Below are 25,235 nucleotides of genomic sequence, written 5' to 3'. Positions count from 1 at the left end.
GAATCCCTGGGTTTCTATGCGCCAAATTTTCCAAGTCGCAGGGCTGCAGAGAGCATGAGGCTCATGAGGGCCTTTGCGGGGAAATGTCCAAGGTATCCCCGAGTGCACTCTTTTTCAGTGAACCGCTCTCCCGTTGGCACGCCCCCGTACGGAGAGTGGATGAGCACCGGAGACGGGTGCCAGGAGTGACCTCGAAGAAGTGCCGGTGTTGAGTGGTCTCCGGTGATGACGAGAACATCGGGGGAAAGGGCGAGGATTTCAGGGAGCAGGGAGTCAAAGTACTCGATGCACTGGACTTTTCGCAGGAAGTCTCCATCTTCTCCTGCCTTGTCGGTGTCTTTGTAGTGGAGGAAGAAGAAGTCATAGTCGCTCCACTTGGCCTTTAGGAGTTCAATCTCGTTTCGCAGGTCTCCCTCAACGTCCGGGGTATCGAAACCGAACAGCCGGGCAATCCCCTTGTACATGGGGTAAATGGCGATGGCCAGTGCCCGAACACCGTACCGTTCTGGGAATTTCTCTAACACCGGGGACTGGGAGAAACCGCGAAGGAGAATAGCGTTCGCCTTGGGCTCATCCTCAAGAAGAGACGCAGCCTTTTCCAGGAATGCCCGTACGATACGGGCAGTTTTTTCCGAAGGTTCGTCGAAGCCCTTTGGTTCGTACGGTGGCAACCCCTCTTTCTGGGGGTCAGTGTCCTTGAGATGATCCCCAAGTCCTTTCCCCCGCAGAACAAGGACAAACCGGTGCTCTTTTCCCGGTTTGAGGAGGATTTCCACGTCTTCGATTTTCTGGACGTGTTGCTGGAGCTTCTCCACAAGCCGCTGGCACTCTTCGGTGGAGATCCTTCCTGCTCTCCGGTCGGTGATGATGCCCTCAGCGTTTCTGGTGGCAAAGTTCGCCCGGGCTGCTACGTCTCCTTCTTTGAGCTCCATTCCCACACCCAGGGCCTCCAGAACTCCCCGTCCGATGACCAGTTCTTCGGGGTCGTATCCAAAGAGCGCAATGTGTCCAGGACCGCTTCCAGGGGTGATGCCGTGGTTCACCGGGGTCATGAGACCAAGAACGCTTTTCTTTGCCAGGGCGTCGAGGTTTGGGGTTCTAGCCGCTTCGAGCTCTGTCTTTCCGCCGAAGTCCGGATGAGGGATACCTCCAAGGCCGTCTACGACGCAGAGAACCATTTTGCTTTCGCCCTTTTTGAGCAAAGTTTTCAGGTTGTTCAGGATGCTCGTCACGGTCTCTCCTCCTTTCAGGCTTCAAAATATGTTACCCTATGACTCCAGGGGAAACAAGGAGTTTTTTGGGCTCTGTTCAAACATCACACCTGAAAAACTCCCTTGCCGGATGTATTGACAGGGAGGGGAAAATCGTGTATGCTGTATTCGGTAATAATTCCATGTTATTTTTAACAAAATTTTGCAGGAGGTTCTCCCATGAGCCAGGAACCACTCACCCCAAGGCCAGAACTCCTTGAAGGGCTCAAAGAACGCAACCCCAACCTGGAACTGTGGTGGGATGCCCATCCAGGGTACTACCAGGTTTTCCTCAAAAGCCTCAAGGAGAGGGGCGTCGACGACGCCGCGCTCTCGGTCCTCCACCGCTTCATGTCCCACAACGAGGGAGGGGTGTTCTTCTTCGATGGGGTGACCACCAACCCTCCCCTGGTGCTCCGGCTCCTTGAGTCCCGGCCTCAGGTGGTTGCCCGGGTGCAGGAGTTCGGCCGGGTCTTCTCCTCCGACACGCATCCTGGGTGGTTCGACCTCTACCTGATGGTGGGGAAGCTCGGCGCCGACAAGTTCCTCTCCAATTTCTACCGCAGAGGCCGCCAGTACGGCTTTGTCTGTCTCCAGGTTGACCCACGGAAGAGTACCGACGAAGCAACGATGGTCCTCCAGGCCCTGGAGATTTCCCGGACAAGCCCCAACCTCATGGTGAAGATCCCTGCCACGAGAGCTGGCCTTGCGGTCATGGAGGAAGTCATAAGCTTTGGCGTTCCGGTGAACGCCACCTCCTGCTTCTGCGTCCCCCAGGTTGTCCAGGTCGCCCAGGCCATGAAGCGGGGGTACGAGAAGGGGAAAGCCCGGGGCATCGACTACAGCGCCTGGCGGGCGGTCATCACCATGATGCTCGGTCGCTGGGAGGCCTCAACGGAGCTCATCGAGGAGGCCAAAGCCAGAGGGATTACCCTTGAAGAGGCAGACCTCCGCTTCTTCGGTATCCTCATGGCCAAGAAAGCCGTTGATGCGGTTAAGGCCCTTGGGGCTCCGGCCAAAGTCCTCGTCTGCTCCACCCGGAAAGGCCCAGGCAATGCCTACCTCCACCTTGAGGAGCTTGCCAAACTCCCCCTTGTCATCACCATGAACCCCGAGGCTATCGAGTGGGGCATGACCCTCCTTCGAGAAGAGCGGGCCAGAGCTCCCTTTGCGGTCCCCAGGGCTACGGAGGAGAAGCTCTGCAAACTCGACTTTGCCCGGAGGAGCCTTGAGGTTGATGGTTTCACCATGGAGGACATTGCCGCCTCAAGTGCGCAGACCCACAACCTCAGGGAGTTCTCCCAGGCGATGGAGAGGATTGAGAGGATACTCTCAGCGCAGTGAGGTTCCCGATGGAGTTTGAGAGAGAATACCTTGAGACTTTTGCTCAGAGGGTTCGTAGACGAGTTATCCTAGCCACGTTTCGCGCCGGAGTGAGCCATATTGGTGGGTCCCTTTCGGTTGTTGAGGTTCTCACCTGCCTCTTTAACGGTATTCTCAACGTCAACGGGGACAACCTCTTTTCCCGAGAGCGGGACCAGCTGGTGCTCTCCAAGGGCCACGCGGGCCTTGCGCTTTACGCGGTTCTTGCTGAGAAAGGGTTCCTTTCGGAGGAACTCTTTGAGGAATACGGATGCCGGGGAGAGACACTCCTTGGCATCCATCCAGAGCTTGGGGTGCCTGGGGTGGACGCTGCGACAGGCTCTCTGGGTCATGGTCTTCCCCTGGGGGTTGGCCTGGCCTTGGCTTTCAAATTTCGCCACAGGCCTTTTCACGTCTTTGTCCTTGCAGGCGATGGAGAGCTCAACGAGGGCACAAACTGGGAATGCCTTCCCCTTGCTCTGCGGTACGGACTTGACAACCTGACCCTTATTGTCGACCGCAATTCTCTGCAGCTCTCTGGCTTTACCGAAGACCTTCATCCCCTTGAGCCCCTGGGCGGGAAATTCAAAGCCTTCGGGTGGAAGGTTCAGGAAATCCCGGGCCATGATTTTGAGGTCCTCTGGAACACCCTTGGGGAGGCAAAGAGACGAAACGATGGAAGTCCTATGGTTGTTGTGACCAAAACGGTGAAGGGCAAGGGCGTTGTGGAGCTTGAGAACAGAGTGGAATCCCACTACTGCGGTCTTTCTGAAGAGGTTGTCCGAAAATACCTGGAAGCTGGGGTACAGCAATGAGGGACCGGAGAACGGCATTGCAGGATGTTCTGGTGGAGCTCATCGACGAAGGGAAGGACATTATCTGTGTTTCGGTGGATTCCGCTTCGCGCTTCAAGAAAGTGAAAGACAAATACCCGGAGAGGGTTGTGGAATGCGGCATTTGTGAACAGGCGGGGATGGGTGTTTGTGCCGGTCTTGCTCTAGCAGGGTTTACCCCTGTCATCTCCGGGTACGCCACCTTTCTCACCATGAGGGCCTTTGAGCAGATTCGTACCGATATCTGTCGCTGGTCGCTCAACGTGAAAATCTGTGGAACAGACACGGGGTTCTCGGCCCAGTACGCAGGGTTTACCCATCAGGCTCTGGAGGATATCGCCATTCTCTCGGTTTTGGACGGCATCGTCATTGGTGAGCCCTGTGATTACGAGGATGCACTCCTTCTCGGGCGGTATCTTCTGGGGAACTTCCAGGGGCCGGTGTACTTGAGGTTTGGAGCACGAGGCGGGGAGGACGAGTTCTTGGAGAAACATCAGGAGGTGGCTCTTGGGCAATTCGAGCCACTCACACAGCAAGAATTCCAGAAAGCCGATGTCACCATGATCGCCTTGGGGCAGCTTGTGGGGCTTGGTATGGAGGTGGCTGCAGAGCTTGAAAAGCGAGGGTACAGAACTTTCGTTTTCAATGCCCGTTTTGTCAAACCTCTTGATCGGGAAATGGTAGCCAGAATCGCCCAGGAGTCACGTCTTGTGGTGACCCTTGAGGAACACTCGAGGGTGGGAGGATTGGGGGATAACCTCTTACGGGTTTTCCAGGAAATACGGAACATCCCCCCACTTCTGAAGCTCGGGGCCCCGAGCAATTTTGGGTTTTCGGGAGAGCGGGGGTTTCTGTTGAGAAAGTGCGGTCTTGAGGTTTCCCTGATGGTGGAACGCATCGCGAAGGAGATGGAGGACCTTGAGAGACACAAGGACTTTTTCAAAGGAGGACTTCTTCCTTGCGAGCGATGAGAAGTTTGCGGAAAAGTGGGATAGCGAGCTCCTCGGCGAAAGCAAGCAGGTTGTGGTACTCCTCCAGCGTGGGGATGCAAGAACGCTTGTGTTCCTTGGGCCTTGCCTGTGGAAGAACGTATAGAGCATGGGGGGATGTCTGTGAAACGGGTAATCCCTCTGAGATATGGGAGGCAAACGCTCCGGGTAGAACTTCCCTCGGAGAACCTTCTGTACGCCATAAAGCCTGGGAATTTTGATGGAGAAACCATCTCCGAAAAAGAAGCGATTCTCGCCTCCCTGCGGGCTCCTGTTGCCTCCCCGCCTCTTGCAGAGAGGCTGCATCGCGGCATGAAGGTTGTCATTGTAGGCGATGACCTCACACGGGCAACACCCCGGGAGAGGATTTTCCCGGTTCTCCTTGACGAGCTCAATAGGGCCGGAATTCCTGATAGGGATATCACCGTTCTCATCGGGTTGGGAACCCATCGGTACATGACTGATGAAGAAATACGGAGGTGTTTCGGCGTGGAAGTCGTTGACAGGGTAACGGTGCTGAACCACGAATGGCAGGATTCCCACTGCCTCACCCACATAGGATTTACCCCAAGTGGCATTCCTATTGAAGTGAATAGACTCGCCCTCGAGGCCGATTTCCTCATGGCGGTGGGAAGCATTGTCCCTCACTGCTACGCGGGTTATGGAGGGGGTGGGAAGGCAATACAGCCGGGGATATGTTCCTGGGAAACTACAGGGAAGACGCACATCATGCCCATGTTCAAGGACCTCTACCTGCACATTGCTGGAGAGATTGAGAATGAGGTCCGGCGGGAAATAGAGATGGTGGCCGAAGCCGTGGGTTTACGCTTTATTGTGAATGTTGTGCTCGATGAGTCTGGAAAAATCGCCAGGGTTGTTGCAGGGGATCCGGTTCGTGCTCATCGGGTGGGAGCCTGGGCAGCTAAGCAAGTCTACGAACAGAAGATTCCGGATCTTGCGGATATTGTTGTCGTCAGCGCATATCCTGCAGATATCGACTACTGGCAGGGAATAAAGCCCCTGTCGTACGCTCAGAAGGGTTTGAAAAAAGGCGGAATTTCCATTCTTGTTGCTCCTTTCCCTGAGGGTGTTTCACCTACCCACGGGGAACTGAAAAGATATGCAACATTGCCATATCACGAGCTGAAGAGACGCGTTATGGAGAGGGGCTTTGATGACCTTGTCTGTGCCGCAACGCTTCTTTTACATGCCAGGATCATGGAGCACTCCCAGGAAGTGATCTGTGTTTCTGAAGGGATGAGTATTGAGGAGAAGGAAGCACTCGGTTTTCGCCATGCGGCTTCGGTTGAAGAAGCCCTGGCGATGGCGTTTGGTCTGTGTGGCAGGGAGGCAAAGGTTGGGGTCATCGACTGTGGTGGTGACATTTTGCCGCGTTTAGATAGGTGATGGGAGACAAATGGGCTTGTCCTTATGGGGAAGTGTCTCTTGCTCCTCTTTCCTGCGCTAACTCTGGTTCTTGCGCTTTTAAGTGAAAAACCCAGAAGCTTGTCTCCGGTCTTTCTGCCATATGGCGACATCCTGGTGTTCTCATTACCGATTACTTCGAGGTGGGTGGTATTCTTGCTACTCTTCTCAACGTTGCTCTGGTTGGTTTTGTGGGAGGGGTTTTTACTGCTCCTTGTCCCCGCCCTTAGGGGAGATCATATTGCCTCATGGTGTACCCTGGTGGCTTTCGCTTTTTGGGAAAAACCCTCTGAATATCCTTCCCATTCTCTTCGGGTGCTTTCTCTTTACGCGTTTTGCTCGGAAAAATTTCCGGAAGTTTCTGCCGGCAAGCCTCTTTGCCACTTCCTTGGCTCCGGTGGTGGGCCTTCTTGTATGGGGGTGGCGTCTCCGCTTCGAACTTGCTTGCCGTGATTTCTGGCATTTTGAGCGGTTTTCTCACTCTGACCATTGCTCCTCGAGCAGCTTCTTTTCACTCGGGTTATAGCCTTTACAACAACATTGGCTTTTCTGGGGAATTGTAGGAATTCTACTCTGTGCTCTCTTTGGAGGCTTTGGTTTGAAGGTCGAGTCTGCCTTCCTCTGGAAAGAACATGCTCCACCCTATGTTCCTCTTGTCCTTATCCTACTCTTTTCCTGCTTTGTCTTTGCTGGCTTTCTCATGGACCCCCCAGGTTTTTGGGCGGTGGAAGGTCATTCTTGCTTCCTCTGGAAAAGGTATTACTGATTTTCTTTCTCTCTCGCCTTCGGCCACTCTGTGTAATGTGGGAGTAACCGGAATTCTTGGGGTTCTCTACGTTCTTCTGGTGGGGGGAGCTTCAGCGGTCCTGTTCTTGGAGGAATCTTCGCCATGGCAGGTTTTGCTGCTTTTGGAAAGCATCCCCGAAACGTTCTTCCCATTCTCTTTGGGGTATACCTTGGAACTCTCTGCGCGCCCTTTAGGGCTTGTGAACCTGGACCTCTTCTTGTCGCTCTTTTCTCCTCTGCTTTGACTCCTCTGGCGGAGGCTTTTGGCATCCTTGCTGGGGTTTTGGCTGGGTTTTTGCATCTTTTTGTGACCATGGGTATAGGAACACTCTATAGGGGGCATTAACCTTTACAATAGTGGTTTTGCAGTGGGGTTTGTGGCTGCGATTGTATCGAGTGTTTTCTCCTGGAGGGGATTTCTTCTGGCAAAAGTTCATAAGGAAAGATTGACAAATTGAGCTTTCCGCCGTACAATTTCGTTGAAAAAACCATGTTTTTTTTAACAAAAAGTCCGCCGGAGGTGGTCTTTTTGAGAGAGTTCGAGGGTAAAATTGTCGTGGTAACAGGAGGAAGCAACGGTATTGGAAGGGCTACAGTACGCCGTTTTTGCCAGGAGGGCGCAATCTGTGTAATTGCCGACATCGACCAGGCTGGGAGTGAACGATATGTATGGGAATTAGAGAACGAAGGCTACCAGGCGTTCGCCGTTACAGTCGATGTTGCTCAGGTTCCCGCCATCCGGGAGGCAGTGCAAAACGTCTTGCAGAGGTTTGGGAAGATCGACGTCCTGGTGAATTGTGCCGGGGTAAATAGAAGAAAACCGGCGATAGAGTATACCGAGGAAGACTGGGATTTCATGGTGGGCATTAATCTCAAGGGAACTTTTTTCTTCTGCCTTGAGGTTGGAAGGCACATGATTGAGCGGGGAGAAGGAGGGGTCATTGTTAACCTTGCGTCTTTACAGAGTGAAGAGGTTTTACCGGAAAGAGCCATTTACGCTGCGACTAAAGGTGGAGTGAGGCAGCTTACGAAAGCTTTTGCGGTGGAGTGGGCGAAGTACGGGATAAGAGTTAATGCTGTATCTCCAGCGTTCATCACAACACCCATGGTGGAAAAGGTACTTGCCGACCCTCAGTGGCATAGTCTCATTGTTTCCCGAACTCCTCTTGGGAGGCCTGGAACGCCTGAGGAAGTGGCTGAACTCATCCTTTTCCTTGCATCTCCTCGAGCGAGCTATATCACTGGAGCAAATATCCCTATTGATGGAGGATGGACAGCTGGTTGAGCTATTCTTTTTGGGCCAAGTAAGGGGGGTGGTTGCGAGAGAATCTCAAAAGGTGTAAGTTTTCTCGGGTTCTCTCTACTCTCGTATAGGCGGACTGCACAACTCTCTAGGGAGGAGGATGATCTGGAGTGAAACGGCTAAAAGTCAGCAGTTGTCTTGTGGTTGTGGTTGTGGGGATGCTGCTTTTTGGAACTGCCTATGCGGCAAAGGTAACTATCCGTCTTGCCAGTGCATTTGACCCAAAACATATTCTCTGCCAGGCGGGGGAGAAGTTTAAAGAGCTGGTTGAACAATACAGTAATGGAGAGATTGAAGTTCAGACGTTCTTTGGCGGCGTGATGGGTTCTGAAGAAGAAATCGTAGAAGCGGTTTCTGTTGGAGCCCTCGAAATGAATACAGGCGGTGGAAACATTATCCAGATCTTCGCTCCCCGGTATTACTTTTTTGACTCGCCCTTTGTCATGAAGGACTGGAACCACTTCCTCAGAGTCTGGAATGGTCCCCTAGGAGAGAAAGCCAGAGAAGAGATCCTGAAAAATGGAAACACCATGATTCTTGGGGTCGTCTATCGGGGAGTACGACACTTCACCTCGAACAAGCCCATCCGGACTCCCGAGGATCTCAAGGGGATCAAGCTTCGCTTGCCACAGCTTCCGACCTGGATTAAAGTATGGCAGGCTCTGGGAGCTCACACTGTTCCTGTGCCTCTTACTGAGCTTTTCACGGCGCTCCAGACTGGTGTTGCCGATGCTTCAGAAGGCGATCCCCCTCAAATTCTCTCTTTCCATCTCTACGAAGTTCAGAAGTACCTGAGTCTCACCGGGCACTTGGTACAAACTGGGTATCTTTCGATCAACAAAACCTTTTTCGACAAGCTGAGCAAGGAACACCAAGAAGCTATTCTTCGTGCAGGCAAGGAAGCTACTGAGTGGGCTGCACAACAAATCGTGGAAAGGGAACAGGAAATCATTAAGGAACTTGAGAACAAAGGTATGGAAATTATTGTACCTGATGTGGAGGCCTTCCGGACAAAGGCAAAGCCTGTAGTTGAAGAGCTCTTTAAAACTCAGTGGACAGTAACGACCTGGGAAGAAGTTCTCTCTTATTGATTGAGGGTGTTTCAAGGGCACACCTGCCTCTGGCCCTAACCAGAGGCAGGTGTGAACATGGGGGTGGAAAACTTTGAAGAGTCGTCAACCGTGTGTATTTTCGAGGATTCTGGAGGTTGTGGTGGCCCTGGCTTTTATGGTGATGTTGTTCCTTGTTGTAGCCCAGGTTCTGATCCGCTACGTTTTGCCGTTCTCCGTGCCCTGGACCGAAGAGGCTGCAAGGTACACTCTTATGTTCATCACCTTCCTGGGAGCGACGGTGGCCCTTCGAAAGGGGGACCACATCTGTGTTTCCACTTTCTTAGAGAGAATGTCGCCCCGTGCCCAGCGGGTGTTCTACACTGCCTTTGTTCCGGTCATGCTCGCCTTTCTGAGTATTGTCCTCTATGGGAGCTCCGTCATGGCCAGGCAAATGTGGAGAAGCCCGGTGGGTTCCATTGGCTGGCTCAGAATGGGACATCTCTACATCATCTCCTTTGTAGGAAGTTTGCTCATGATTGTTGCGCTCTTCCTGTGGAGCAGGGAAGTCCTGCACTCTGCGCAAGAGTTGCCAAGGTGTGCCGATGGGGGTGGCGAACAGTGGAACTCGTAATTTTTGTGGGTTTTCTCATCCTCCTTTTCCTGACCGGTCTGCCAGTAGCTTTTGCCCTTGGTATAGCTGGGCTGGTCTCGATGTTCCTTATGTGGGGGAATGCTATTCCCCTTGGGGTTGTAGCCCAAAGGGTGCTGTATGGTGTCAATAGCTTTGTGCTGCTGGCCATCCCGCTTTTTCTTCTTACCGGAAAGCTTATGAACGCTGGGGGTATTACCCAGAGGATTTTTCGCTTTGCTCGCATGCTTGTAGGGCACTGGAGCGGCGGGCTTGGTCAGGTTAACATCCTGGCGAGCATGATTTTTGCCGGAATGAGTGGTCTTGCTACGGCTGACACTGCAGGTCTGGGAGTTGTGGAACTCAAGGCGATGCGGGAGGCCGGTTACGATGACGAGTTTAGCTGTGCTATCACCGGGGCTTCAGCCACTGTAGGTCCCATTATTCCTCCAAGTGTTCCACTTGTGGTGTATGGAATCTTAGCCAGCGCTTCTATTGGACGGCTGCTTATTGGGGGTATTATCCCTGGTATCCTTGTTGGAGCTGCTCTCATGATCATGACCGCCTTTTATGGCAAGAAATATCCCCGCGACAAAAAGCCACCCATGGGGGAGCTCTTAAAAGCCTTTAAGGAGGCCTTGGCTCCAGGACTTACCCCTTTTATCCTGATCCTTGGCATGCTCAGTGGCATTTTCACTGCTACCGAGGCTGCTGCTATTGCGGCTACCTACGCCTTTGTGCTGAGCTTTTTTGTGTACCGTGAACTTTCTCTGCGAAAGCTCTGGAGAATTCTCAAAGAAACCGCGGTTGAGACTGCCACGATCACTTTCATCGTTGCCTGTGCCACTTTTTACGGTTGGGTTCTCATCCGTGGAAGAGCACCGATTGTTCTGGCAGAGGCCATAACGAGTATAAGTGCCAGTCCCTTAGTGGTTCTTCTTCTGCTGAACCTCTTCCTCCTTGCCATCGGCTGTTTTATGGAAACTATTGCCGCAATATCAATTCTGGTTCCGGTACTTGTTCCACTCATCACAAAAGTGGGGATCGACCCAGTACATTTCGGCCTCGTCATGGTGCTGAATCTCATGATCGGACTTTTAACACCGCCTTTCGGGATGAGCCTTTTCATTCTCAGTAGAGTTTCTGGGCTTTCACCGCTACGTATTGCCCGGGCTTCGTTACCCTTCTTGGTTCCCATCCTCGTTGTACTTGCGCTCATCACTGTTTTCCCTTCCTTGGTGACGTTCCTGCCCAACCTGGCTTTTGGGTCGAAGTAAGGGGGATTCCATGAATCGGGGTTATATTCTGGCTGTTGATGCGGGCACTTCTTCTCTCAAAAGTGTCCTTTTTGATGAGAACTTTATTGCCGTCACCCAGGACAGAGTGGAGTACAATTACGAAGCGGATGGCCTGAGCGTGCAGATTCACCCCGACCTGGTGTGGCAGGCTTTCCTTAAAGTGACCCGCAACCTCGAAGAAAAGGGATACGCCCGGAAAGTTGAACTTGTCGTTCCTTGCGTGTTCAGCCCGGCACTTATCGCCATGGATGCCGAGGGTACTCCTCTCTTTCCTGCTATCATCCACTGGGACAGAAGGAGCATCAAACAGGCAAGGAAAGCGGTGCGAGTAATAGGGAAAGAGCGATTTCTTCAAGTGGCCGGGAACATCCCGTATCCGGGAGGAATCTCTCTGACCAGTATGCTCTGGCTCAAGGAAGAAAGGCCGGAGGTCTTCGCAAGGGCTGCAGTTCTTGGACATCTGAATACCTTCCTTCTCAAAAAGCTCGTGAATCGTTGGATTATCGATCCCACCAATGCTTCGGTCACAGGGCTTTACAACACCGTTGCTGCTTCAGATTGGAGTAAAGACCTTGCCCGCGACCTTGGCATTCCCCTTGACAAGCTCCCTCCGGTTGTGCCCTCCTTTGAGGTTGCAGGGAGAATCACCGAAGAAGCTTCCCGGGTAACGGGTTTACCCTCCGGTGTTCCTGTGCTTGTGGGATCCAACGACACCTCCGCCGCTGCTTTGGGGGCAGGGCTTTTTGAACACGGGCAGGTGCTCAACATTTCGGGGAGCTCGGAAATCCTCGTCATATGCCTGGATCATCCCCTTCCAGACGAACGGTACTACCTGCGAACCCACCCCTTTCCCGGAAGGTGGCTCATGTACGACATTGTGATTGGGGGGTTTGCTCTGGAGTGGTTCCGCTCCCAGTTCTGCAGAGAGTTGCCACCGGATACGTTCTACCATGCTTATCTGGCAGGAGTTCTTGGAGGGAAAAAGCGAGGAAAGGTGAGGTGCGTGCCGTATCTTACAGGAGACAGGACGAGTCTCATCCAGAAAAAAGCTTCCTTTTCGGGTCTCACCCTGGACACCACGAGAGAGGAGTGCTTGAGGGCTCTGGTCGAGGGCATTGTGGGGAGAATGCGGAGGACCCTTGATATGGTGTCCGAGCGCCTTACGTTGCGTCCCACCATGGTCGTCACGGGTGGAGCTGGTTCGGCGCTTCTTGAGTACAAACGGCGCGTCTTCCAAGATTTCAAAATAGAGCTCAGGGAGAACTGTTCCATCCTTGGGTGTCTGGAAATAGCCAGGCGATTCCTTCACCAGGGAAGGTGAGTCCCATGGAACCTGAAAACACAAGACAAAAGCTCACCGGGGTCTTTGCCCCCATCGTGACCCCCTTTAGAGGAGATGGCGCCATCGACTTTGAGGCGTTGAAACGGAATGTTGAGAAGCTCTCGAAGACCCGGCTTCGGGGGTACTTCGCCCTGGGGACGAACGGGGAGTTCCGGAGCCTCACGTATGAAGAGAAGCTCAGAGTCATCGAAGCGGTCCTTGAGGTGAAAGGCGACAAGGTCCTCATTGGCGGAGCAAGCTGCGAATCCACCTTTGAATCGAAGAAACTCGCCCAGGACCTTGATCGTCTCGGGGTGGACTTCGTGAGCCTCATGCCCCCCTCCTTCTTCGCAAGAAGAATGACCGATGACGCCCTCTACGAGTACTTCACCGAGGTCGCTGAAGCAGTAGGAAAACCAGTCCTCCTCTACAACAATCCGGCGGTGGCCAACAACCTCTGCCTCTCTCCTACCCTCATCGCCCGGGTGAGCGAGCACCCCAAGATCCTCGGCCTCAAGGACACCTCAAAGGGGAACTACGACGCCTACATCGCTGCCTCAGAGGGGAAGGAGTTCTTCGTCCTCGCCGGGTCTGCCGACTTCGTCTTCCCAGCCCTCCTTGTGGGGGCTGTCGGAGGAGTGCTGTCTCTGGCCAACGTCTTCCCTGACCTCTGTTGCGACCTTGTGGAGCTTGGGCTTCAAAAGGACCTCGAGCGTGGCCTTCCCCTCCACCGCTTCGTCGCTCGGCTCAACAGCCTCGTCTCCGGAAGGTACGGCGTAAGCGGTGTGAAGGCTGCCATGGACCTCTTTGGCTTTGAGGGTGGCTTTCCCAGGAAACCCCTGAAGCCTCTTAGTGAGAGGGAGAAAGAGGCTCTCGGGAAGGACATTCAGGAGCTCCTTGCCACTTTTTCAAGAAGTCAATAAAATAGCGACGAGGAAAGGGGTCGAAAGGGGGAAAGCCTTTGTCGCCCAGGGTAGCGAGAGAGGAGGATTTTGAGCGCCTGGCAAAGGTCGCCGAACTCTATTACCTTGAGGACCTCAACCAGAGGAAGATTGCCGAGCTTCTTGGGGTTTCTCCGCAGAAGGTCTACCGTATGCTGAAGCGGGCCCGGGAGATCGGTATTGTGGAGATTCGCATTCGGAGAAGTGGAGAAGTCGATGCCGAGCTCTCCCAGTCGCTGGCAGAACATTTCGACCTCCGGAATGCCGTGGTTGTCCGGACATACAGTGGAACTCCCGAAGGAGTTGTGAAAGCTGTGGCTCAGGCAGCGGCTTCCTTTCTGCGGGATAACCTCGTTCCGTACACCAGTGTCGGTGTTGCCTATGGGAGAACGCTCCACAGTGTCCTTGAGTACCTCCCCCGCCTGGACCTCCATGGGATACGGGTTGTGCAGATGATGGGTGGTTACGGTGGAAGGCGGTGGAAGACGGTGGCTATCGAACTGGTGAAGGAGTTCGCCAGCCGGCTGGGAGGAGAACCGGTGTACCTCTTTGCTCCTGCGTTTGCCAAAAGCCCGGAAACACGGGACGCTTTTCTGAGTGAAAAGGAGGTTCAGGAAGTCCTGAGAATGGCTGAAGAGGTGGATGTGGCTCTGGTGGGCATAGGAGGCATGAGAAGAGAAACAAGTCTGCTTATCGAAACCGGGAATTTCGAGGAACGAGAAATAGAGGAACTTGTGCGGAGAGGAGCTGTAGGGGCAATTTGCGGAACCTTTTTCAATATCGACGGAGAGGTTATTGCGTGCGACCTCGACAAAAAGCGAATCGCAGCTGATGTGAAGCGTATTCGGGAGAGGGGCTCGCGGGTGATCGGCATTGCCGGAGGGATGGAGAAGAAAGAGGCCATTCTCGGTGCCCTTCGGGGGAAGTGGTTGACGGATCTCGTGACCGATGCCCAGGTGGGTCGGTGGCTCCTCAGCACGGCGAAAGAAAAGTAGGGGGTGGCAGTATGCTTGTTCTTGCTTCAGACCATTTTGGTTTCCCTCTGAAGAAGGTCATTGCCGATTACCTGCGGGAAGAGGGCTTTGCCTTTGAGGACCTTGGGGTTTTCTCTGAGGACGAGGTTGTCGATTATCCTGATATTGCCCTTCAGGCTTGCCTTGGAATTAGGGAAGGGAAGTACACCTGTGGGATTCTGGTGTGTGGTACGGGGATTGGTATGGCGATGGTGGCCAACAAGATTCCTGGAATTTACGCGGCCTGCGCTCACGACATTTATTCGGCCGAGCGAGCAAAAAAGAGCAACAACGCCAATGTGCTCACCCTGGGGAGGCACATCGTGGGACCGGAACTTGCCAAAATGCTTGTTCGGGCCTTTCTCGAAAGCGAGTTCCAGGGAGGGCGTTCAGCCCCAAAAGTTGAGAAGATTCGAGCCATTGAGCGACAGTACCTCAGAGGAGAACTCTGATCCTTCTTGATTTTTCGCCCCCTGTGTTCTATCTTCAAGAAAACCTCTTTGAGGGTAACGGGGGCGATGCATTTGAACCATCGGGCGATCCTGCAGAACATCAGGAATTTCGTCGTTGACCTCGATGGCGTGGTGTATCTCCTGCATACCCCCATTCGGGAAAACGTGGACTTTTTGCGCTTTGCCCGCTCGAGGGGATTCCGGATAGCCTTCCTCTCCAACAACACTTTCCTCCCCCGCGAGGGTTACGCAGCGAAACTCAATACCATGGGGGTTGAGGCAGAGGTTGAAGAGATTTTTACCTCCGCCTTCGTCACCGCAGGGTACCTGCAAAGAGAAAAGCCAGGGGGGAGGGTGTACGCCATAGGGGAGGAGGGCCTGAAAGAAGAGCTCAGACGGGCAGGTTTGAAGCTTCTTCCCCGTTTTTCCCCGGGGGGTGCGGACTTCGTCGTCGTTGGTCTTGATCGGCGCTTCACCTTCCAGAAGATGAAGACCGGTCTTGACTTTCTCCTCAAGGGGGCGCAACTTGTAGGCACAAACCCCGATCCCACCTATCCGACGGATTCGGGAGTGATCCCCGGAGCAGGAGCCATTATTGCCAGTCTTGAGCGAGCCTCAGGCCAGCGTGCTCGAATCATCGGTAAACCCTCTCCCGATATCCTCCTTTTCCTCCTTGAGACTCTGCGTTTCAGGCGAGAGGAAACGGCCATTATCGGGGATCGTATTGACACTGATGTCCTTTTGGGTAAGAATTGTGGTGTGCTGACCATCCTTGTTTTGACAGGCGTTGCGAAGCGTGAAGAGGTGTTGTCTTCTCCTGTACAACCGGACATAGTGGTGCACACCCTCCAGGAGCTTCGAGAATTTCTCTGAGGAGTGAAGGCCATGGAAGGAAAACCCCAGGTGGAAATCTACGATACCACCTTGCGTGACGGTGCTCAGATGGAAGGAGTGAATTTTTCGCTCCAGGACAAGCTCCGCATTACGGAAAAACTCGATGAAATGGGATTCCACTACATCGAGGGTGGATGGCCAGGAGCCAACCCTAAAGATGTTGCCTTTTTCAGAGAAGTCCGGAAACTCCCTCTGAAGCACGCAAAAATCTGTGCTTTCGGGAGTACCCGGCGGGCAGACAGTGCGGTTGAAGAAGACCGGAACATTCGCCTGCTTTTGGAGTCAGAGGCACCGGTCATCACCATTTTCGGGAAATCCTGGACGCTCCATGTGACCGAGGCCCTGAAAACGACGCTTGACGAGAATCTCCGCATGATTGAGGATTCCGTATCGTACCTTCGTAAACAGGGGCGAGAGGTTATTTACGATGCAGAACACTTCTTCGACGGGTACAAGGCTGACCCCGAATACGCCCTGAAAACCCTTCAGGTGGCCTGGGAGGCAGGAGCCCAGATTCTTGTGCTCTGTGATACCAACGGAGGCACCCTGCCCCACGAGGTTGAGGAGATCATGAAGGTGGTGCGGGAACGTCTGGGAATGGATGTTCCCCTGGGTATCCATGCGCACAACGACAGCGGTGTGGCGGTGGCCAACAGCATCGCAGCGGTACGCATGGGAGCGGTCCAGGTTCAGGGAACCGTCAACGGGTACGGAGAACGCTGTGGCAACGCGAACCTCTGCACGGTCATTCCCAATCTCTGGTTCAAGATGGGCGTTGCCTCTATTCCCGAGGACCGGATACGGAAACTCTTTGAGCTCTCCCACTTTGTGAGCGAAATTGCCAACCTTCGCCACGACGATTACCAGCCGTACGTGGGACGGAGTGCTTTTACCCACAAGGGTGGCATTCATGCCAGTGCCATTTTGCGTCACCCCGCGACCTATGAGCACGTATCTCCGGAGGCGGTGGGGAACCAGCGGAGGATCCTCGTTTCAGATCAGTCGGGAAAGAGCAACATCGTGTACCGGGCAAGGGAAATGGGTGTTGACCTTGACCCGAAAGACCCCCGGGTTGACGCCCTCGTTCAGAGAATCAAGGAGGCGGAAAACTCCGGGTACCAGTTTGAAGGGGCAGACGCTTCCTTTGAGATTCTCCTCCGGGAGACCCTTGGTGAAAAGGTCAAATTCTTCGACCTTGAAAGTTTCCGGGTTATTGTGGAAAAGCGGAGGGAAGAGAACACGGTGACCGAGGCCACAGTGAAAATTCGGGTGGATGAGGATGTCGTCCATACTGTGGCAGAAGGTGATGGACCGGTTCACGCTCTGGATAATGCGCTGCGAAAGGCCCTCGAGAGACTCTATCCTGCCCTGAAGCGTATTCGTCTTTCGGACTACAAGGTGCGGGTGCTCTCGGAAAAAGAAGGAACGGCTGCCAAAATCAGGGTGCTGATTCAGTCCACCGATGGAGAGCGCGTGTGGGGAACGGTAGGGGTTTCAACGAACATCATCGAGGCAAGCTGGGAAGCACTTGCTGACAGTGTTCGCTACGGGCTATGGAGAAAGCTTCGAAAAGAAAAATAACCGTCCGGATCCAGGAAGGGGGAAGGGACTGGAAGGGAGGGAAGGAGGTCCGGACCCTGCTCTCGCAATTTCCTCTCCCTCCCTTTGTGACTCAGGAGGTTCCGCTCCTTCCAATCCAGAAGTTTTTCCGGGCCACGCTTGAGGTTTTCCGCTATATTGTCCTGGTCACCCAGGGAGAGTTGCTGGCGTTTTTCCAGGCTTTTCTGATGAAAAACCCCCTTTTTCGGGAAAGGATGGTTTTCCTCTGTTCCAGCCAGGATGGGGACTTCCTGGAAGAGCTCTACGAGGCTCTTCCTCCCTCTGAAACCGCTTTCCTTTTCCTTGCCCGGCGACCGGAAGAATTCTGGGGACTTTTCGCCCTTTTTGCCCTTCCGGAGAGGAAGAAAATCCTTGTGGGCGAACCCCATGGGGCTTTTGCCGAGTGTGCGCGGGAATGCTTCTTCCCTTTTCTTCCTGTTGACGTTCCCTCTTTTTCCTTCTGGCAACGGAGTGCTTTCCTTTACCTCCCCCTGAGTGTGCGGGGCGTGCCTCCAGAGGAGGTTGAGCGAGGGTTTCAGGAAGGGTATGCAGCCCTCAGAGAGGAGGCCTTCCGGCTGGCGCTTTTTCTCCGGGAGAAAGAACAGGAGGGGAAAGGCAGGGTGCATATCGTTGCTGAACCACCCCTTCTTGGGGAGATACTGTCCTCCTTTTTCCCCCTTCTTGAGCGAAGCTGTGGGGGATCCCTGGTCTTCCGGGTTGGTGGTCCTCAAACCTTCTGGAGCGAGGGTGAAGAGGTCTGGGGACGGGGTATTACCATCCTTGTCCTGAGGGCCTTGGGGGAGGGGTTCAGGATTCGAATTCCCCGTGAGCTCATCTCTTCAGAAATCTTCGCCGGTTGGGAATTCCTGCGGGAGTGTTCTTTTGAGGATCTGGAGAAGGCCACAATAGTCGCCCAAAGGGGAATGTTGCGGCAACAGGGGGAGGCATTTGCGGAACTCTGCCTCCCCCTGTACTCTCCTTTCTTTTTGGGGCAGTACATAGCCTTCGTGCAGTACCTTGCCTGCTACAGCGCTTGGCTCCGGGAGATTGACATCTTTTCCGAACCTCCCCTTGTTCGATTTGAACATCACGTTGTATCCTGTCTCAGGAGGCAGTGTCAGGAGGCGTAGAGATGGAGATTGTTGCCGACCTCCATGTGCACACCATTGCCAGTGGCCATGGGTACAGCACGATTCTGGAAAACGTTCAGGTGGCGAAGCGAAAAGGACTTCTGGTGCTGGGCATTGCGGATCATACCCCAAGCATGCCTGGAGGGCCTTCCCCTCTGTACTTTGAGGCACGGGGTCATTTCCCTCGTGAGGTTTTGGGAGTTCGCCTGTATTTTGGGGCAGAGGTGGATATTGTGGATGAGGAGGGACACCTCGACCTTCCGGAGCGCATTCTCCGGCGTTTGGACTTCGTGATTGTCTCTCTGCATCCCCAGGTCTTCCAGGGAGGATCCAGAGAGGTCAATACCCGTGCCCTGCTCAGGGCCCTCGAACATCCCCTGGTGGACATTGTTGCTCATCCGGGAAACCCCCGGTATCCCCTGGACTATGCGGAGGTGGTTGACAGGGCTGTGCAGCTTGGCAAGGTGATCGAGATCAACAATAGCTCCTTTTCGGTGAGCCGAAAGGGGAGTGAAGAAAACTGTCGTCTCATTGCTCAGGAAGTGAAATCCCGTGGGGGATGGGTGGTGGTTTCAAGCGACGCGCATTTCTGTGAGGAAGTTGGGGAGTTCAGTGAGGCGCTGCGATTGCTCGAGGATGTTGGTTTCCCCAGAGAGCGAATCGTGAACGCGTCCTTAGAGAACCTTGAAGGCTTCTTTGGGAGAGTAGCGCAAAGGAGGAGAAATCTGTGACGTTTCCCCAGCTCATTGATGGGAAGGCAATAGCGGCGCAGATTTATGAGGAACTCCGTCCGCGAGTGGCGAGTCTTGTAGCCCAGGGATTTCAGCCCGGCCTTGCGGTAATCCTTGTTGGGGAAAATCCCGCAAGCCAGGTTTACGTTAGGAATAAAGAGAAGGCCTGTGAGAAACTCGGGATTCGTTCTTTCAGGTACCATCTCCCTGAGAAGACGGATCTCGGGGAGCTTCTCTCCCTTATCGATACCCTGAACACCCATGCGGAGGTTCACGGTATCCTCGTCCAGCTTCCCCTTCCACCGCACATAGAAGAACGGGATGTTCTCTACCGTATTTCACCGGAAAAGGATGTCGATGGTTTCCACCCCTACAACCTCGGTCGGCTCATGATCGGGGATCCAGTTTTTCTTCCCTGTACGCCCTGGGGAATTCAGGAACTCCTCAAGCGTTCCGGCATCGAAGTGGAGGGGAAACACGTGGTCATCGTAGGGCGAAGCAACATCGTGGGGAAACCCCTGGCCATGATGCTTGTGCAGAAAGCAAAAGGAGCGAATGCCACTGTTTCCATATGTCATACGAGAACTCCGGACCTTGCTGAACACACAAAAAGGGCGGACATCCTCGTTGCCGCCTGTGGTTCTCCCAGGGCCATCGTGGGGGATATGGTGAAGGAGGGGGCAGTAGTCATTGACGTTGGCATCAACCGGGTTGGTGAGAAACTCGTGGGGGACGTGGACTTTGACAGCGTGGCGGAGAAAGCGTCGTACATCACCCCGGTCCCCGGTGGTGTGGGCCCAATGACGGTGGCTATGCTCATGGCCAACACGGTGAAGGCGGCAGAGCGGTTCTTTGCTGAGGCAGGTGAAGGAAAGCGGTGATGGTTGCTGTTCTTTCGGATACCCATATTCCTGAGCGAATGAGGGAACTCCCCGAGAACCTCCTTTCTCGTCTCCAGGGGGTTTCTTGTATCCTCCACGCTGGGGATGTCACCGAATGGTGGGTCATTGAGGAACTCTCCCATATTGCTCCGGTTTATGGCGTTTGTGGGAACATGGATACCCCCGGAGTTGCCTCCCGCTTTCCCGAGAGACGGGTTGTGGAACTTGAAGGAGTGCGGATTGGTCTTCTCCACGGGCGAGGGTCTCCGGAGGAAGCCGAGAGAATGGCCTTAAAGGCATTTACCCAGGAAGACGTTCAGGCCATTGTTTACGGTCATTCTCACCGCCCCAAACTCGAGTGGCAGAGGACATTTCTCCTTGTGAATCCGGGAAGTCCGACAGACACCGTTTTTGCTCCCCGCCGGACCCTGGGGCGTTTGGAAATCGCGGGGGGACGAATCCTTCGAGCCGAAATCGTCGCTCTGGAGTGATGGGAGGGTACAAGCAATGTCACTTTTCGTCCATATCCTCTGGCACATGCATCAGCCTTGGTACTGGGATGAAAGGAATGGGAGGTTTATTCTCCCCTGGGTTCGCACCCACGCGACCAAGGATTACCTGTTCATAGGGAAACTCCTGGAGCGTTTCCCCTCCGTCCAGGTCACCTTCAACTTCACTCCTTCACTCCTGAAGCAAATCGAGCTCTACCTTGCGGGGAAAAAAGATCGAGTCATGGAGCTTGCCGAAAAACCGGTTCTTTCCCTCACTGAGGAGGAGAAACGAGAAATCTGTGACCTCTTTTTCCTGGTATCTTCCCCTCTGGTTTTTGCTTCCTGGCCGAGATACAGAGAACTCTGGGAGAGAAGGTCTGAAGCCCTTTCTTCCTTTACCTCTCAGGATTTCCTTGATCTCCAGGTGCTGTACCAGCTCATATGGTTTGACCCTCTTCTCCTCCAGGAAGACGGGGATTTGCGAAGGCTTCACGAAAAGGGACGAAACTACGGAGAAGAGGACAAAACCCTGGTTTTTGAGATGACCATGCAGGTGTTCCACGGGATTTTGCCCCAGTACCGGAAGCTTTTAACGGAGGGGCAGATCGAGGTGACTTTTTCTCCGTTCTACCATCCCGTTCTCCCTCTCCTTGTGGATACCTCTCTGGCGCAGGGCTTTGGGGAACCAGCTCCTCTGCCTGGTGTGCGTTATGCCTTTCCCCAGGATGCCCGGGAACAGATTCGAAGGGGCAGGGAATACGCCAAGGAGGTGTGGGGGCAGGAACTCTGCGGTATGTGGCCTTCAGAGGGGTCGGTGAGTGAAGAGGTCCTCTGGATGGCCCAGGAAGAGGGAGTGCGGTGGGTGGCCACCGGAGAAGAGGTGCTTTTCCGCTCCCTGCAGCAGGGACGCGGTGAGGACGGAAAGGCTCCGGAGGCGCTGTATCGTCCCCACTGTCTCAGGAAAAACGGGCGGGAGATTGTGGTGCTTTTCCGGGACCGAGTGCTCTCCGATGCGATTGGTTTTGAGTACCATCGCCTGTCGCCCCAGGATGCAGTGGCAGATTTCGTCAGAAGACTCTGGCGTATCAGGGAGTCCCTTCCTCAGGGCAGGGATTACATGGTGAACGTCATCCTTGATGGAGAGAACGCCTGGGAGTATTATAGAGATAATGGATTACCCTTTTTGACTGGACTCTACGAGGCACTCTCCGAAGAAAGGGAGCTTGTGACGACGACGCCTTCTAAGTATCTGCAGGAGCACCAGGGAGTGTCGGTGCTCGAACGCCTTTTACCGGGTTCGTGGATTTTTGGGAATTTCTCAAGCTGGATCGGTCATCCAGAAAAAAACTGGGCTTGGGAGCGGCTTTTTAAGGTTCGACAGGAGTTTGAGGAGGTGAAGGACAGGCTCTCTCCCTCGGTTCGGGAAAGAGCCTATGAGCTCATCCTCCAAGCTGAGGGGAGTGACTGGTTCTGGTGGCTGGGGGAGGACCACCCCTCTCCGCAGAAGAACATCTTTGTGGCGTATTTCCTTGGCCTTCTTGAGGAGGTACGGAGCCTTTTGCGTGCAGGCCGCGGGAGTGAGGAGCAATGTACAAGAGGGACGTCGTAGCCATGATTCTTGCCGGAGGCGAGGGGAGGAGACTCGACATCCTCTCGGCCAAACGGGCCAAACCCGCGGTTCCCTTTGGGGGAAAGTACCGCATCATCGATTTCTGTTTGAGCAACTGCGTTCACTCCGGTATTTACTGCGTGGGGGTACTCACCCAGTACAACCCCCGGTCCCTCCATGACCACATCCGGATCGGGAAGCCCTGGAACCTGGACCGTATGGAGGGGGGGATATTCCTCCTCCAGCCCTATATCAGCGATGCGGCGACGGACTGGTACCGCGGGACTGCTGATGCCATCTACCAGAATCTGGACTTCTTACGGGAGAAAAAGCCACAACTCGTCCTCATTCTTTCCGGAGATCACATTTACAAGATGGACTACCGGCCACTCCTTCGCTTCCATATGGAGAAACGGGCGGATCTTACGGTTTCGGTTATTGCCGTGCCGTGGGAAGAAGCCCATCGCTTTGGGGTTCTGCTTGCCGATAAGGAGGGAAGGATTGTCGATTTTGAGGAGAAACCGAGGTACCCCAGGAGTAACCTCGTCAACATGGGTATCTATGTCTTTACCCTTGAGGTCCTCGAAGAAGAAGTCGAGTATGAGGCCAGGAGAGAGGGAACCTCTTTCGACTTTGGGAAAGACGTTATCCCCCGTATGGTGCAAACGCGGAGGGTTTTCGCCTTTCCCTTTGAGGGGTACTGGAAGGATGTGGGAACCCTTGATGCATACTGGAAGGCAAATATGGAACTCCTTGAAAGTCCTCCTCCCCTGGACCTTTATGATGAGCGCTGGCCGATTTACACCCCCGTTGAGGACAGACCCCCGGTGAAACTGAGCGCCGATGCATCGGTGGAACGGAGTATTCTGGGAAGTGGCACCATCGTGGAGGGAAGAGTTGTCAATTCGGTGCTTTTCAGCGGTGTTCGTGTCAAAAAGGGCGCGGTGGTCTGCGATTCGGTGGTCATGAGCGATACGGTGGTTGAGGAAGGGGCAGTGGTGCACCGGGCTATTCTGGACAAGGCAGTTGTTGTGGGGGAGAGGGCCGTCGTGGGCTATGGGGAGGACTGGACGCCAAACCGAAAGTTCCCCGACATGCTCCAGAGTGGTCTCACGGTGGTGGGGAAGAATACGAGAATTCCTCCGGGGGTTCTCATTGGCAGGAATTGCCGTATCTGCCCCGACCTCGATTACGAGGATTTCCAGGATACCCTGGTGCCAAGTGGAGAGAGTATCGAGAGGGAATCCGGGGGGAACTGAAGTATGCGATACTGGGGATGGTATCTCGTGCTGTTTGTGGGGCTTTTACGTTGGGCTTCTGCCTGGGGGGAACCGTTCACTTTTGACGTTGCGCTCTCAGAGCTCGAAGAAATCCCCCAAGTCGAGACTTCTCCTTTCGTGAGCATAGAGCCTGACCGGGGGAACTTTGGTCTCTATAGACCTGGGGATCCAATTGTCCTTTCTCTTGCCAGCGAGAGGGATGGGTACGTGAGTGTTTTCGACTATAGCCCTCAGGGAGAAGCGCGTATCCTGAGGAACAACGAATTTTTCGTTGCGGGGTCCTCGGAGAAGATTTACGGAACGGTTACGGGTCCTGAGGGGACGGAACGATTCCTGATGGTGCTGACCCCAAAGAGGATACCAGATCGGCTCCTTGTTGAGGCCATGCGACGACCGACGAAGCTGCGGTCGCTCCTTGGAGAAGACATCCATGTGCAGCACTGCGCTATTACCGTGACAAAAGAGCGTGTCCTTGCACCATCGTTTCTCCGTTTTGACCGGGTTCCCCAGGAGGTGGCTCCGGGGGCAAGGGTGAGGCTCAGGGTGTTCCTTGGGGATGAGGTGGGCAATGCGCTGGTGAATCGTCGCATCCAGTGGGAGGTCAGTGCAGGGAAGCTCGAGAGATACCAGACCTTCACGAACACTTCGGGGTTTTCGGAGGTATGGTATACTGCTCCTGCGCTTCTAGAGGATCAGGAGGTAACGATTCGGGCGAGTTTTGATGGAGACATGGTGTACGGATCGTCCTTTGAAGAAGCGCGCCTTATCGTGAGGGCAGAGCGCATGCTCACTGTCCTTGAGTTGTCGCCAAAGGCTTTCCACCTGGGCTCAGGTGAAGTCATCGATTTTGTAGCCGTCCTTCAGGATGTTCGGGGGAAACCCCTTGAGGGGGAGACCCTTCGCTGGAGGGCGAATATGGGGAGCTTCGAGCAGAACGAGACGGTGACAGATACTTCAGGGAAGGCAAAAAATCGCTTTTTCGCTCCCCAGGTGGAGGCGCAGGAGAGCGTGGAAATCCAGGTGTTCTTCGACGGAACGGCGAGGTTTTCTCCCTCCCAGGGATATGCGAGTGGAACGGTAAGTGGAGTGGGTATCTATCTGGGAGAGGGTTTCTATTTCCTCGATGTGAGTAACGGCAGGGTAAAGACCAACCTTGAGAACCTTGTGTATCAGGGAGACGTTGGGAAGGGATTCTCTCCAAACCCTGTATTCTCCCTGCTTTTGGCCGCAGGTGGTTTTGTCGAAGGGACGTTTTTCCTCTCCCAGCCTCTTCAGGAAGGAGCACTGTGCCTGTGGGGGAAGGCAGAGGACAGGGGCACCCTCAGGGTGTATGTGAACGGGAAGTTGAGCTTTGCTGGAACGGTACAAGGAGGCAGGGGTGGTCCCCTGGAAGTTCAGATTGTTTCTCTGGCACCGTTTCTTGAGCTGGGGAAAAACACCGTTCGGATTGAGTTCGAGCCGGTGGTTCGCGGAGCAAGGTACGCTCTCCAGCGCATTCTGGTGGTCTTTTGATGGAGGAGGCTATGGGGCAGTTTGATTCTCTGTGGGAAGAATTCTTCTCCATGCAGCGGGAAATGCAGAGGTTTGTGGAGCATCTTGCCGGCAAAAGACCGAGTTTTGCTCCTTTTGCTGAGGAACCCTGGGTCCCTGCCTGTGACGTTTTTGAAACCGATGTTGCCTTTTTCGTTGTGGTGGAACTTGCCGGGGTGGATCCGAAAGAGGTAGAAATCTTTATCCAGGGGAAAAAGCTTGTGGTTCGGGGGGAACGTCGGGAAATCCCCTCTCCGCCGAAACGGGATTACTATCTCATGGAAATCCATTTTGGCCCTTTTTACCGGGAAATCGAGTTTGAAGAGGACATCGAAGATACGGCGGTACGGGCAAGATACCGGAATGGGTTTCTGGTCATTGAGTGCCCCAAAAAGCACGTCTGGGAACGACGGGTGCCGATTGATGAGGGGGCATGA

The 25,235-nt window shown here is 54.2% G+C and carries 26 protein-coding genes and 1 pseudogene; 26 read left to right on the top strand and 1 reads right to left on the bottom strand.

Annotation, left to right across the window (positions count from 1 at the left end; translation table 11 throughout):
- Positions 1–14: 14 nt before the first annotated feature.
- The gene (locus tag ACP6EK_RS08985; protein WP_438318976.1) at positions 15–1,178 is read right to left on the bottom strand and encodes a 2,3-bisphosphoglycerate-independent phosphoglycerate mutase; all 1,164 of its coding nucleotides are present in this window, start codon (positions 1,176–1,178) and stop codon (positions 15–17) included.
- Positions 1,179–1,430: 252 nt separating this feature from the next.
- Here ACP6EK_RS08985 and ACP6EK_RS08980 point away from each other — a divergent pair, with 252 nt between their 5' ends.
- The 26 genes and pseudogenes from ACP6EK_RS08980 (at position 1,431) to ACP6EK_RS08855 (ending at position 25,235) form a co-directional block, all read left to right on the top strand.
- A complete protein-coding gene (locus ACP6EK_RS08980) occupies positions 1,431–2,594 on the top strand; it encodes a transaldolase family protein (RefSeq protein WP_438315549.1) in 1,164 nt (387 codons plus the stop codon).
- Positions 2,595–2,602: 8 nt separating this feature from the next.
- Entirely contained in the window at positions 2,603–3,427 is an 825-nt protein-coding gene (locus tag ACP6EK_RS08975; protein ID WP_438315546.1) for a transketolase, read from the top strand.
- A complete protein-coding gene (locus tag ACP6EK_RS08970) occupies positions 3,424–4,416 on the top strand; it encodes a transketolase family protein (protein ID WP_438315543.1) in 993 nt (330 codons plus the stop codon). The genes ACP6EK_RS08975 and ACP6EK_RS08970 overlap by 4 nt, the downstream gene beginning before the upstream one ends.
- A 135-nt stretch (positions 4,417–4,551) precedes the next feature.
- Positions 4,552–5,841 carry a nickel-dependent lactate racemase gene (gene larA, locus ACP6EK_RS08965; RefSeq protein ID WP_438315541.1) on the top strand — a complete coding sequence of 430 codons (1,290 nt, stop codon included), beginning with the start codon at positions 4,552–4,554 and terminating at the stop codon, positions 5,839–5,841.
- A 119-nt stretch (positions 5,842–5,960) separates the two neighbouring features.
- On the top strand, positions 5,961–6,089 hold the full coding sequence (locus ACP6EK_RS08960; protein WP_438318973.1) for a DUF1576 domain-containing protein: 129 nt from the start codon (positions 5,961–5,963) through the stop codon (positions 6,087–6,089).
- Positions 6,074–6,422, top strand: a pseudogene (locus ACP6EK_RS08955) (DUF1576 domain-containing protein). Before ACP6EK_RS08960 ends, ACP6EK_RS08955 begins: the two are co-directional and overlap by 16 nt.
- A 326-nt stretch (positions 6,423–6,748) precedes the next feature.
- A complete protein-coding gene (locus ACP6EK_RS08950) occupies positions 6,749–6,991 on the top strand; it encodes a DUF1576 domain-containing protein (RefSeq protein ID WP_438315538.1) in 243 nt (80 codons plus the stop codon).
- A 22-nt stretch (positions 6,992–7,013) separates the two neighbouring features.
- Complete coding sequence (locus ACP6EK_RS08945; protein WP_438315535.1) at positions 7,014–7,103, top strand: hypothetical protein; 90 nt, start codon at positions 7,014–7,016, stop codon at positions 7,101–7,103.
- Positions 7,104–7,174: 71 nt separating this feature from the next.
- Positions 7,175–7,930: an SDR family NAD(P)-dependent oxidoreductase gene (locus ACP6EK_RS08940; protein ID WP_438315532.1), complete on the top strand. Its 756-nt coding sequence runs from the start codon at positions 7,175–7,177 to the stop codon at positions 7,928–7,930.
- A 158-nt stretch (positions 7,931–8,088) separates the two neighbouring features.
- Positions 8,089–9,039, top strand: coding sequence for a TRAP transporter substrate-binding protein (locus tag ACP6EK_RS08935; protein WP_438315529.1), 951 nt, complete (start codon positions 8,089–8,091; stop codon positions 9,037–9,039).
- A 121-nt stretch (positions 9,040–9,160) separates the two neighbouring features.
- Positions 9,161–9,631 carry a TRAP transporter small permease gene (locus ACP6EK_RS08930; RefSeq protein ID WP_438315526.1) on the top strand — a complete coding sequence of 157 codons (471 nt, stop codon included), beginning with the start codon at positions 9,161–9,163 and terminating at the stop codon, positions 9,629–9,631.
- Complete coding sequence (locus tag ACP6EK_RS08925; RefSeq protein WP_438315523.1) at positions 9,619–10,905, top strand: TRAP transporter large permease; 1,287 nt, start codon at positions 9,619–9,621, stop codon at positions 10,903–10,905. The genes ACP6EK_RS08930 and ACP6EK_RS08925 overlap by 13 nt, the downstream gene beginning before the upstream one ends.
- A 10-nt stretch (positions 10,906–10,915) precedes the next feature.
- On the top strand, positions 10,916–12,247 hold the full coding sequence (locus ACP6EK_RS08920) for a xylulokinase (RefSeq protein ID WP_438315521.1): 1,332 nt from the start codon (positions 10,916–10,918) through the stop codon (positions 12,245–12,247).
- 5 nt (positions 12,248–12,252) lie between these two features.
- A complete protein-coding gene (locus tag ACP6EK_RS08915; protein WP_438315518.1) occupies positions 12,253–13,170 on the top strand; it encodes a dihydrodipicolinate synthase family protein in 918 nt (305 codons plus the stop codon).
- A gap of 38 nt (positions 13,171–13,208) precedes the next feature.
- Positions 13,209–14,183, top strand: coding sequence for a sugar-binding transcriptional regulator (locus ACP6EK_RS08910; RefSeq protein ID WP_438315515.1), 975 nt, complete (start codon positions 13,209–13,211; stop codon positions 14,181–14,183).
- Between the two features lie 11 nt (positions 14,184–14,194).
- Positions 14,195–14,653: a ribose 5-phosphate isomerase B gene (rpiB, locus tag ACP6EK_RS08905; RefSeq protein ID WP_438315513.1), complete on the top strand. Its 459-nt coding sequence runs from the start codon at positions 14,195–14,197 to the stop codon at positions 14,651–14,653.
- A 72-nt stretch (positions 14,654–14,725) separates the two neighbouring features.
- Positions 14,726–15,526, top strand: a complete 801-nt coding sequence (locus ACP6EK_RS08900; protein WP_438315510.1) for an HAD-IIA family hydrolase — start codon at positions 14,726–14,728, stop codon at positions 15,524–15,526.
- 12 nt (positions 15,527–15,538) lie between these two features.
- Entirely contained in the window at positions 15,539–17,128 is a 1,590-nt protein-coding gene (gene cimA, locus ACP6EK_RS08895) for a citramalate synthase (RefSeq protein WP_438315507.1), read from the top strand.
- The gene (locus ACP6EK_RS08890) at positions 17,101–18,276 is read left to right on the top strand and encodes a hypothetical protein (protein ID WP_438315504.1); all 1,176 of its coding nucleotides are present in this window, start codon (positions 17,101–17,103) and stop codon (positions 18,274–18,276) included. The genes cimA and ACP6EK_RS08890 overlap by 28 nt, the downstream gene beginning before the upstream one ends.
- 2 nt (positions 18,277–18,278) lie before the next feature.
- Complete coding sequence (locus ACP6EK_RS08885; RefSeq protein WP_438315501.1) at positions 18,279–19,007, top strand: phosphatase; 729 nt, start codon at positions 18,279–18,281, stop codon at positions 19,005–19,007.
- A complete protein-coding gene (gene folD / locus ACP6EK_RS08880) occupies positions 19,004–19,888 on the top strand; it encodes a bifunctional methylenetetrahydrofolate dehydrogenase/methenyltetrahydrofolate cyclohydrolase FolD (RefSeq protein ID WP_438315498.1) in 885 nt (294 codons plus the stop codon). The genes ACP6EK_RS08885 and folD overlap by 4 nt, the downstream gene beginning before the upstream one ends.
- A complete protein-coding gene (locus ACP6EK_RS08875) occupies positions 19,888–20,379 on the top strand; it encodes a metallophosphoesterase family protein (protein ID WP_438318971.1) in 492 nt (163 codons plus the stop codon). The genes folD and ACP6EK_RS08875 overlap by 1 nt, the downstream gene beginning before the upstream one ends.
- Before the next feature lie 16 nt (positions 20,380–20,395).
- Positions 20,396–21,988, top strand: a complete 1,593-nt coding sequence (locus ACP6EK_RS08870; RefSeq protein WP_438315495.1) for a glycoside hydrolase family 57 protein — start codon at positions 20,396–20,398, stop codon at positions 21,986–21,988.
- Positions 21,967–23,247: a glucose-1-phosphate adenylyltransferase gene (locus ACP6EK_RS08865; RefSeq protein ID WP_438315493.1), complete on the top strand. Its 1,281-nt coding sequence runs from the start codon at positions 21,967–21,969 to the stop codon at positions 23,245–23,247. Before ACP6EK_RS08870 ends, ACP6EK_RS08865 begins: the two co-directional genes overlap by 22 nt.
- 3 nt (positions 23,248–23,250) lie before the next feature.
- The gene (locus ACP6EK_RS08860; RefSeq protein ID WP_438315490.1) at positions 23,251–24,780 is read left to right on the top strand and encodes a hypothetical protein; all 1,530 of its coding nucleotides are present in this window, start codon (positions 23,251–23,253) and stop codon (positions 24,778–24,780) included.
- Positions 24,780–25,235: an Hsp20/alpha crystallin family protein gene (locus tag ACP6EK_RS08855; RefSeq protein WP_438315487.1), complete on the top strand. Its 456-nt coding sequence runs from the start codon at positions 24,780–24,782 to the stop codon at positions 25,233–25,235. The genes ACP6EK_RS08860 and ACP6EK_RS08855 overlap by 1 nt, the downstream gene beginning before the upstream one ends.

The organism is Candidatus Caldatribacterium sp. SIUC1, from assembly GCF_051549785.1.
Taxonomy (GTDB): domain Bacteria; phylum Atribacterota; class Atribacteria; order Atribacterales; family Caldatribacteriaceae; genus Caldatribacterium.
The sequence above is the reverse complement of the archived record's forward strand: the minus strand, read 5'-3'. Positions and strand labels throughout refer to the sequence as shown.

Excerpts from the sequence above, each read along its gene's own strand:
- ACP6EK_RS08985 (WP_438318976.1), bottom strand. The coding sequence starts at position 1,178 with ATGGTTCTCTGCGTCGTAGACGGCCTTGGAGGTATCCCTCATCCGGAC.
- ACP6EK_RS08980 (WP_438315549.1), top strand. The coding sequence starts at position 1,431 with ATGAGCCAGGAACCACTCACCCCAAGGCCAGAACTCCTTGAAGGGCTC.
- ACP6EK_RS08975 (WP_438315546.1), top strand. The coding sequence starts at position 2,603 with ATGGAGTTTGAGAGAGAATACCTTGAGACTTTTGCTCAGAGGGTTCGT.
- ACP6EK_RS08970 (WP_438315543.1), top strand. The coding sequence starts at position 3,424 with ATGAGGGACCGGAGAACGGCATTGCAGGATGTTCTGGTGGAGCTCATC.
- larA (WP_438315541.1), top strand. The coding sequence starts at position 4,552 with ATGTCTGTGAAACGGGTAATCCCTCTGAGATATGGGAGGCAAACGCTC.
- ACP6EK_RS08950 (WP_438315538.1), top strand. The coding sequence starts at position 6,749 with ATGGCAGGTTTTGCTGCTTTTGGAAAGCATCCCCGAAACGTTCTTCCC.
- ACP6EK_RS08920 (WP_438315521.1), top strand. The coding sequence starts at position 10,916 with ATGAATCGGGGTTATATTCTGGCTGTTGATGCGGGCACTTCTTCTCTC.
- ACP6EK_RS08915 (WP_438315518.1), top strand. The coding sequence starts at position 12,253 with ATGGAACCTGAAAACACAAGACAAAAGCTCACCGGGGTCTTTGCCCCC.
- rpiB (WP_438315513.1), top strand. The coding sequence starts at position 14,195 with ATGCTTGTTCTTGCTTCAGACCATTTTGGTTTCCCTCTGAAGAAGGTC.
- cimA (WP_438315507.1), top strand. The coding sequence starts at position 15,539 with ATGGAAGGAAAACCCCAGGTGGAAATCTACGATACCACCTTGCGTGAC.
- ACP6EK_RS08890 (WP_438315504.1), top strand. The coding sequence starts at position 17,101 with ATGGAGAAAGCTTCGAAAAGAAAAATAACCGTCCGGATCCAGGAAGGG.
- ACP6EK_RS08885 (WP_438315501.1), top strand. The coding sequence starts at position 18,279 with ATGGAGATTGTTGCCGACCTCCATGTGCACACCATTGCCAGTGGCCAT.
- ACP6EK_RS08875 (WP_438318971.1), top strand. The coding sequence starts at position 19,888 with ATGGTTGCTGTTCTTTCGGATACCCATATTCCTGAGCGAATGAGGGAA.
- ACP6EK_RS08870 (WP_438315495.1), top strand. The coding sequence starts at position 20,396 with ATGTCACTTTTCGTCCATATCCTCTGGCACATGCATCAGCCTTGGTAC.
- ACP6EK_RS08865 (WP_438315493.1), top strand. The coding sequence starts at position 21,967 with ATGTACAAGAGGGACGTCGTAGCCATGATTCTTGCCGGAGGCGAGGGG.
- ACP6EK_RS08860 (WP_438315490.1), top strand. The coding sequence starts at position 23,251 with ATGCGATACTGGGGATGGTATCTCGTGCTGTTTGTGGGGCTTTTACGT.
- ACP6EK_RS08855 (WP_438315487.1), top strand. The coding sequence starts at position 24,780 with ATGGAGGAGGCTATGGGGCAGTTTGATTCTCTGTGGGAAGAATTCTTC.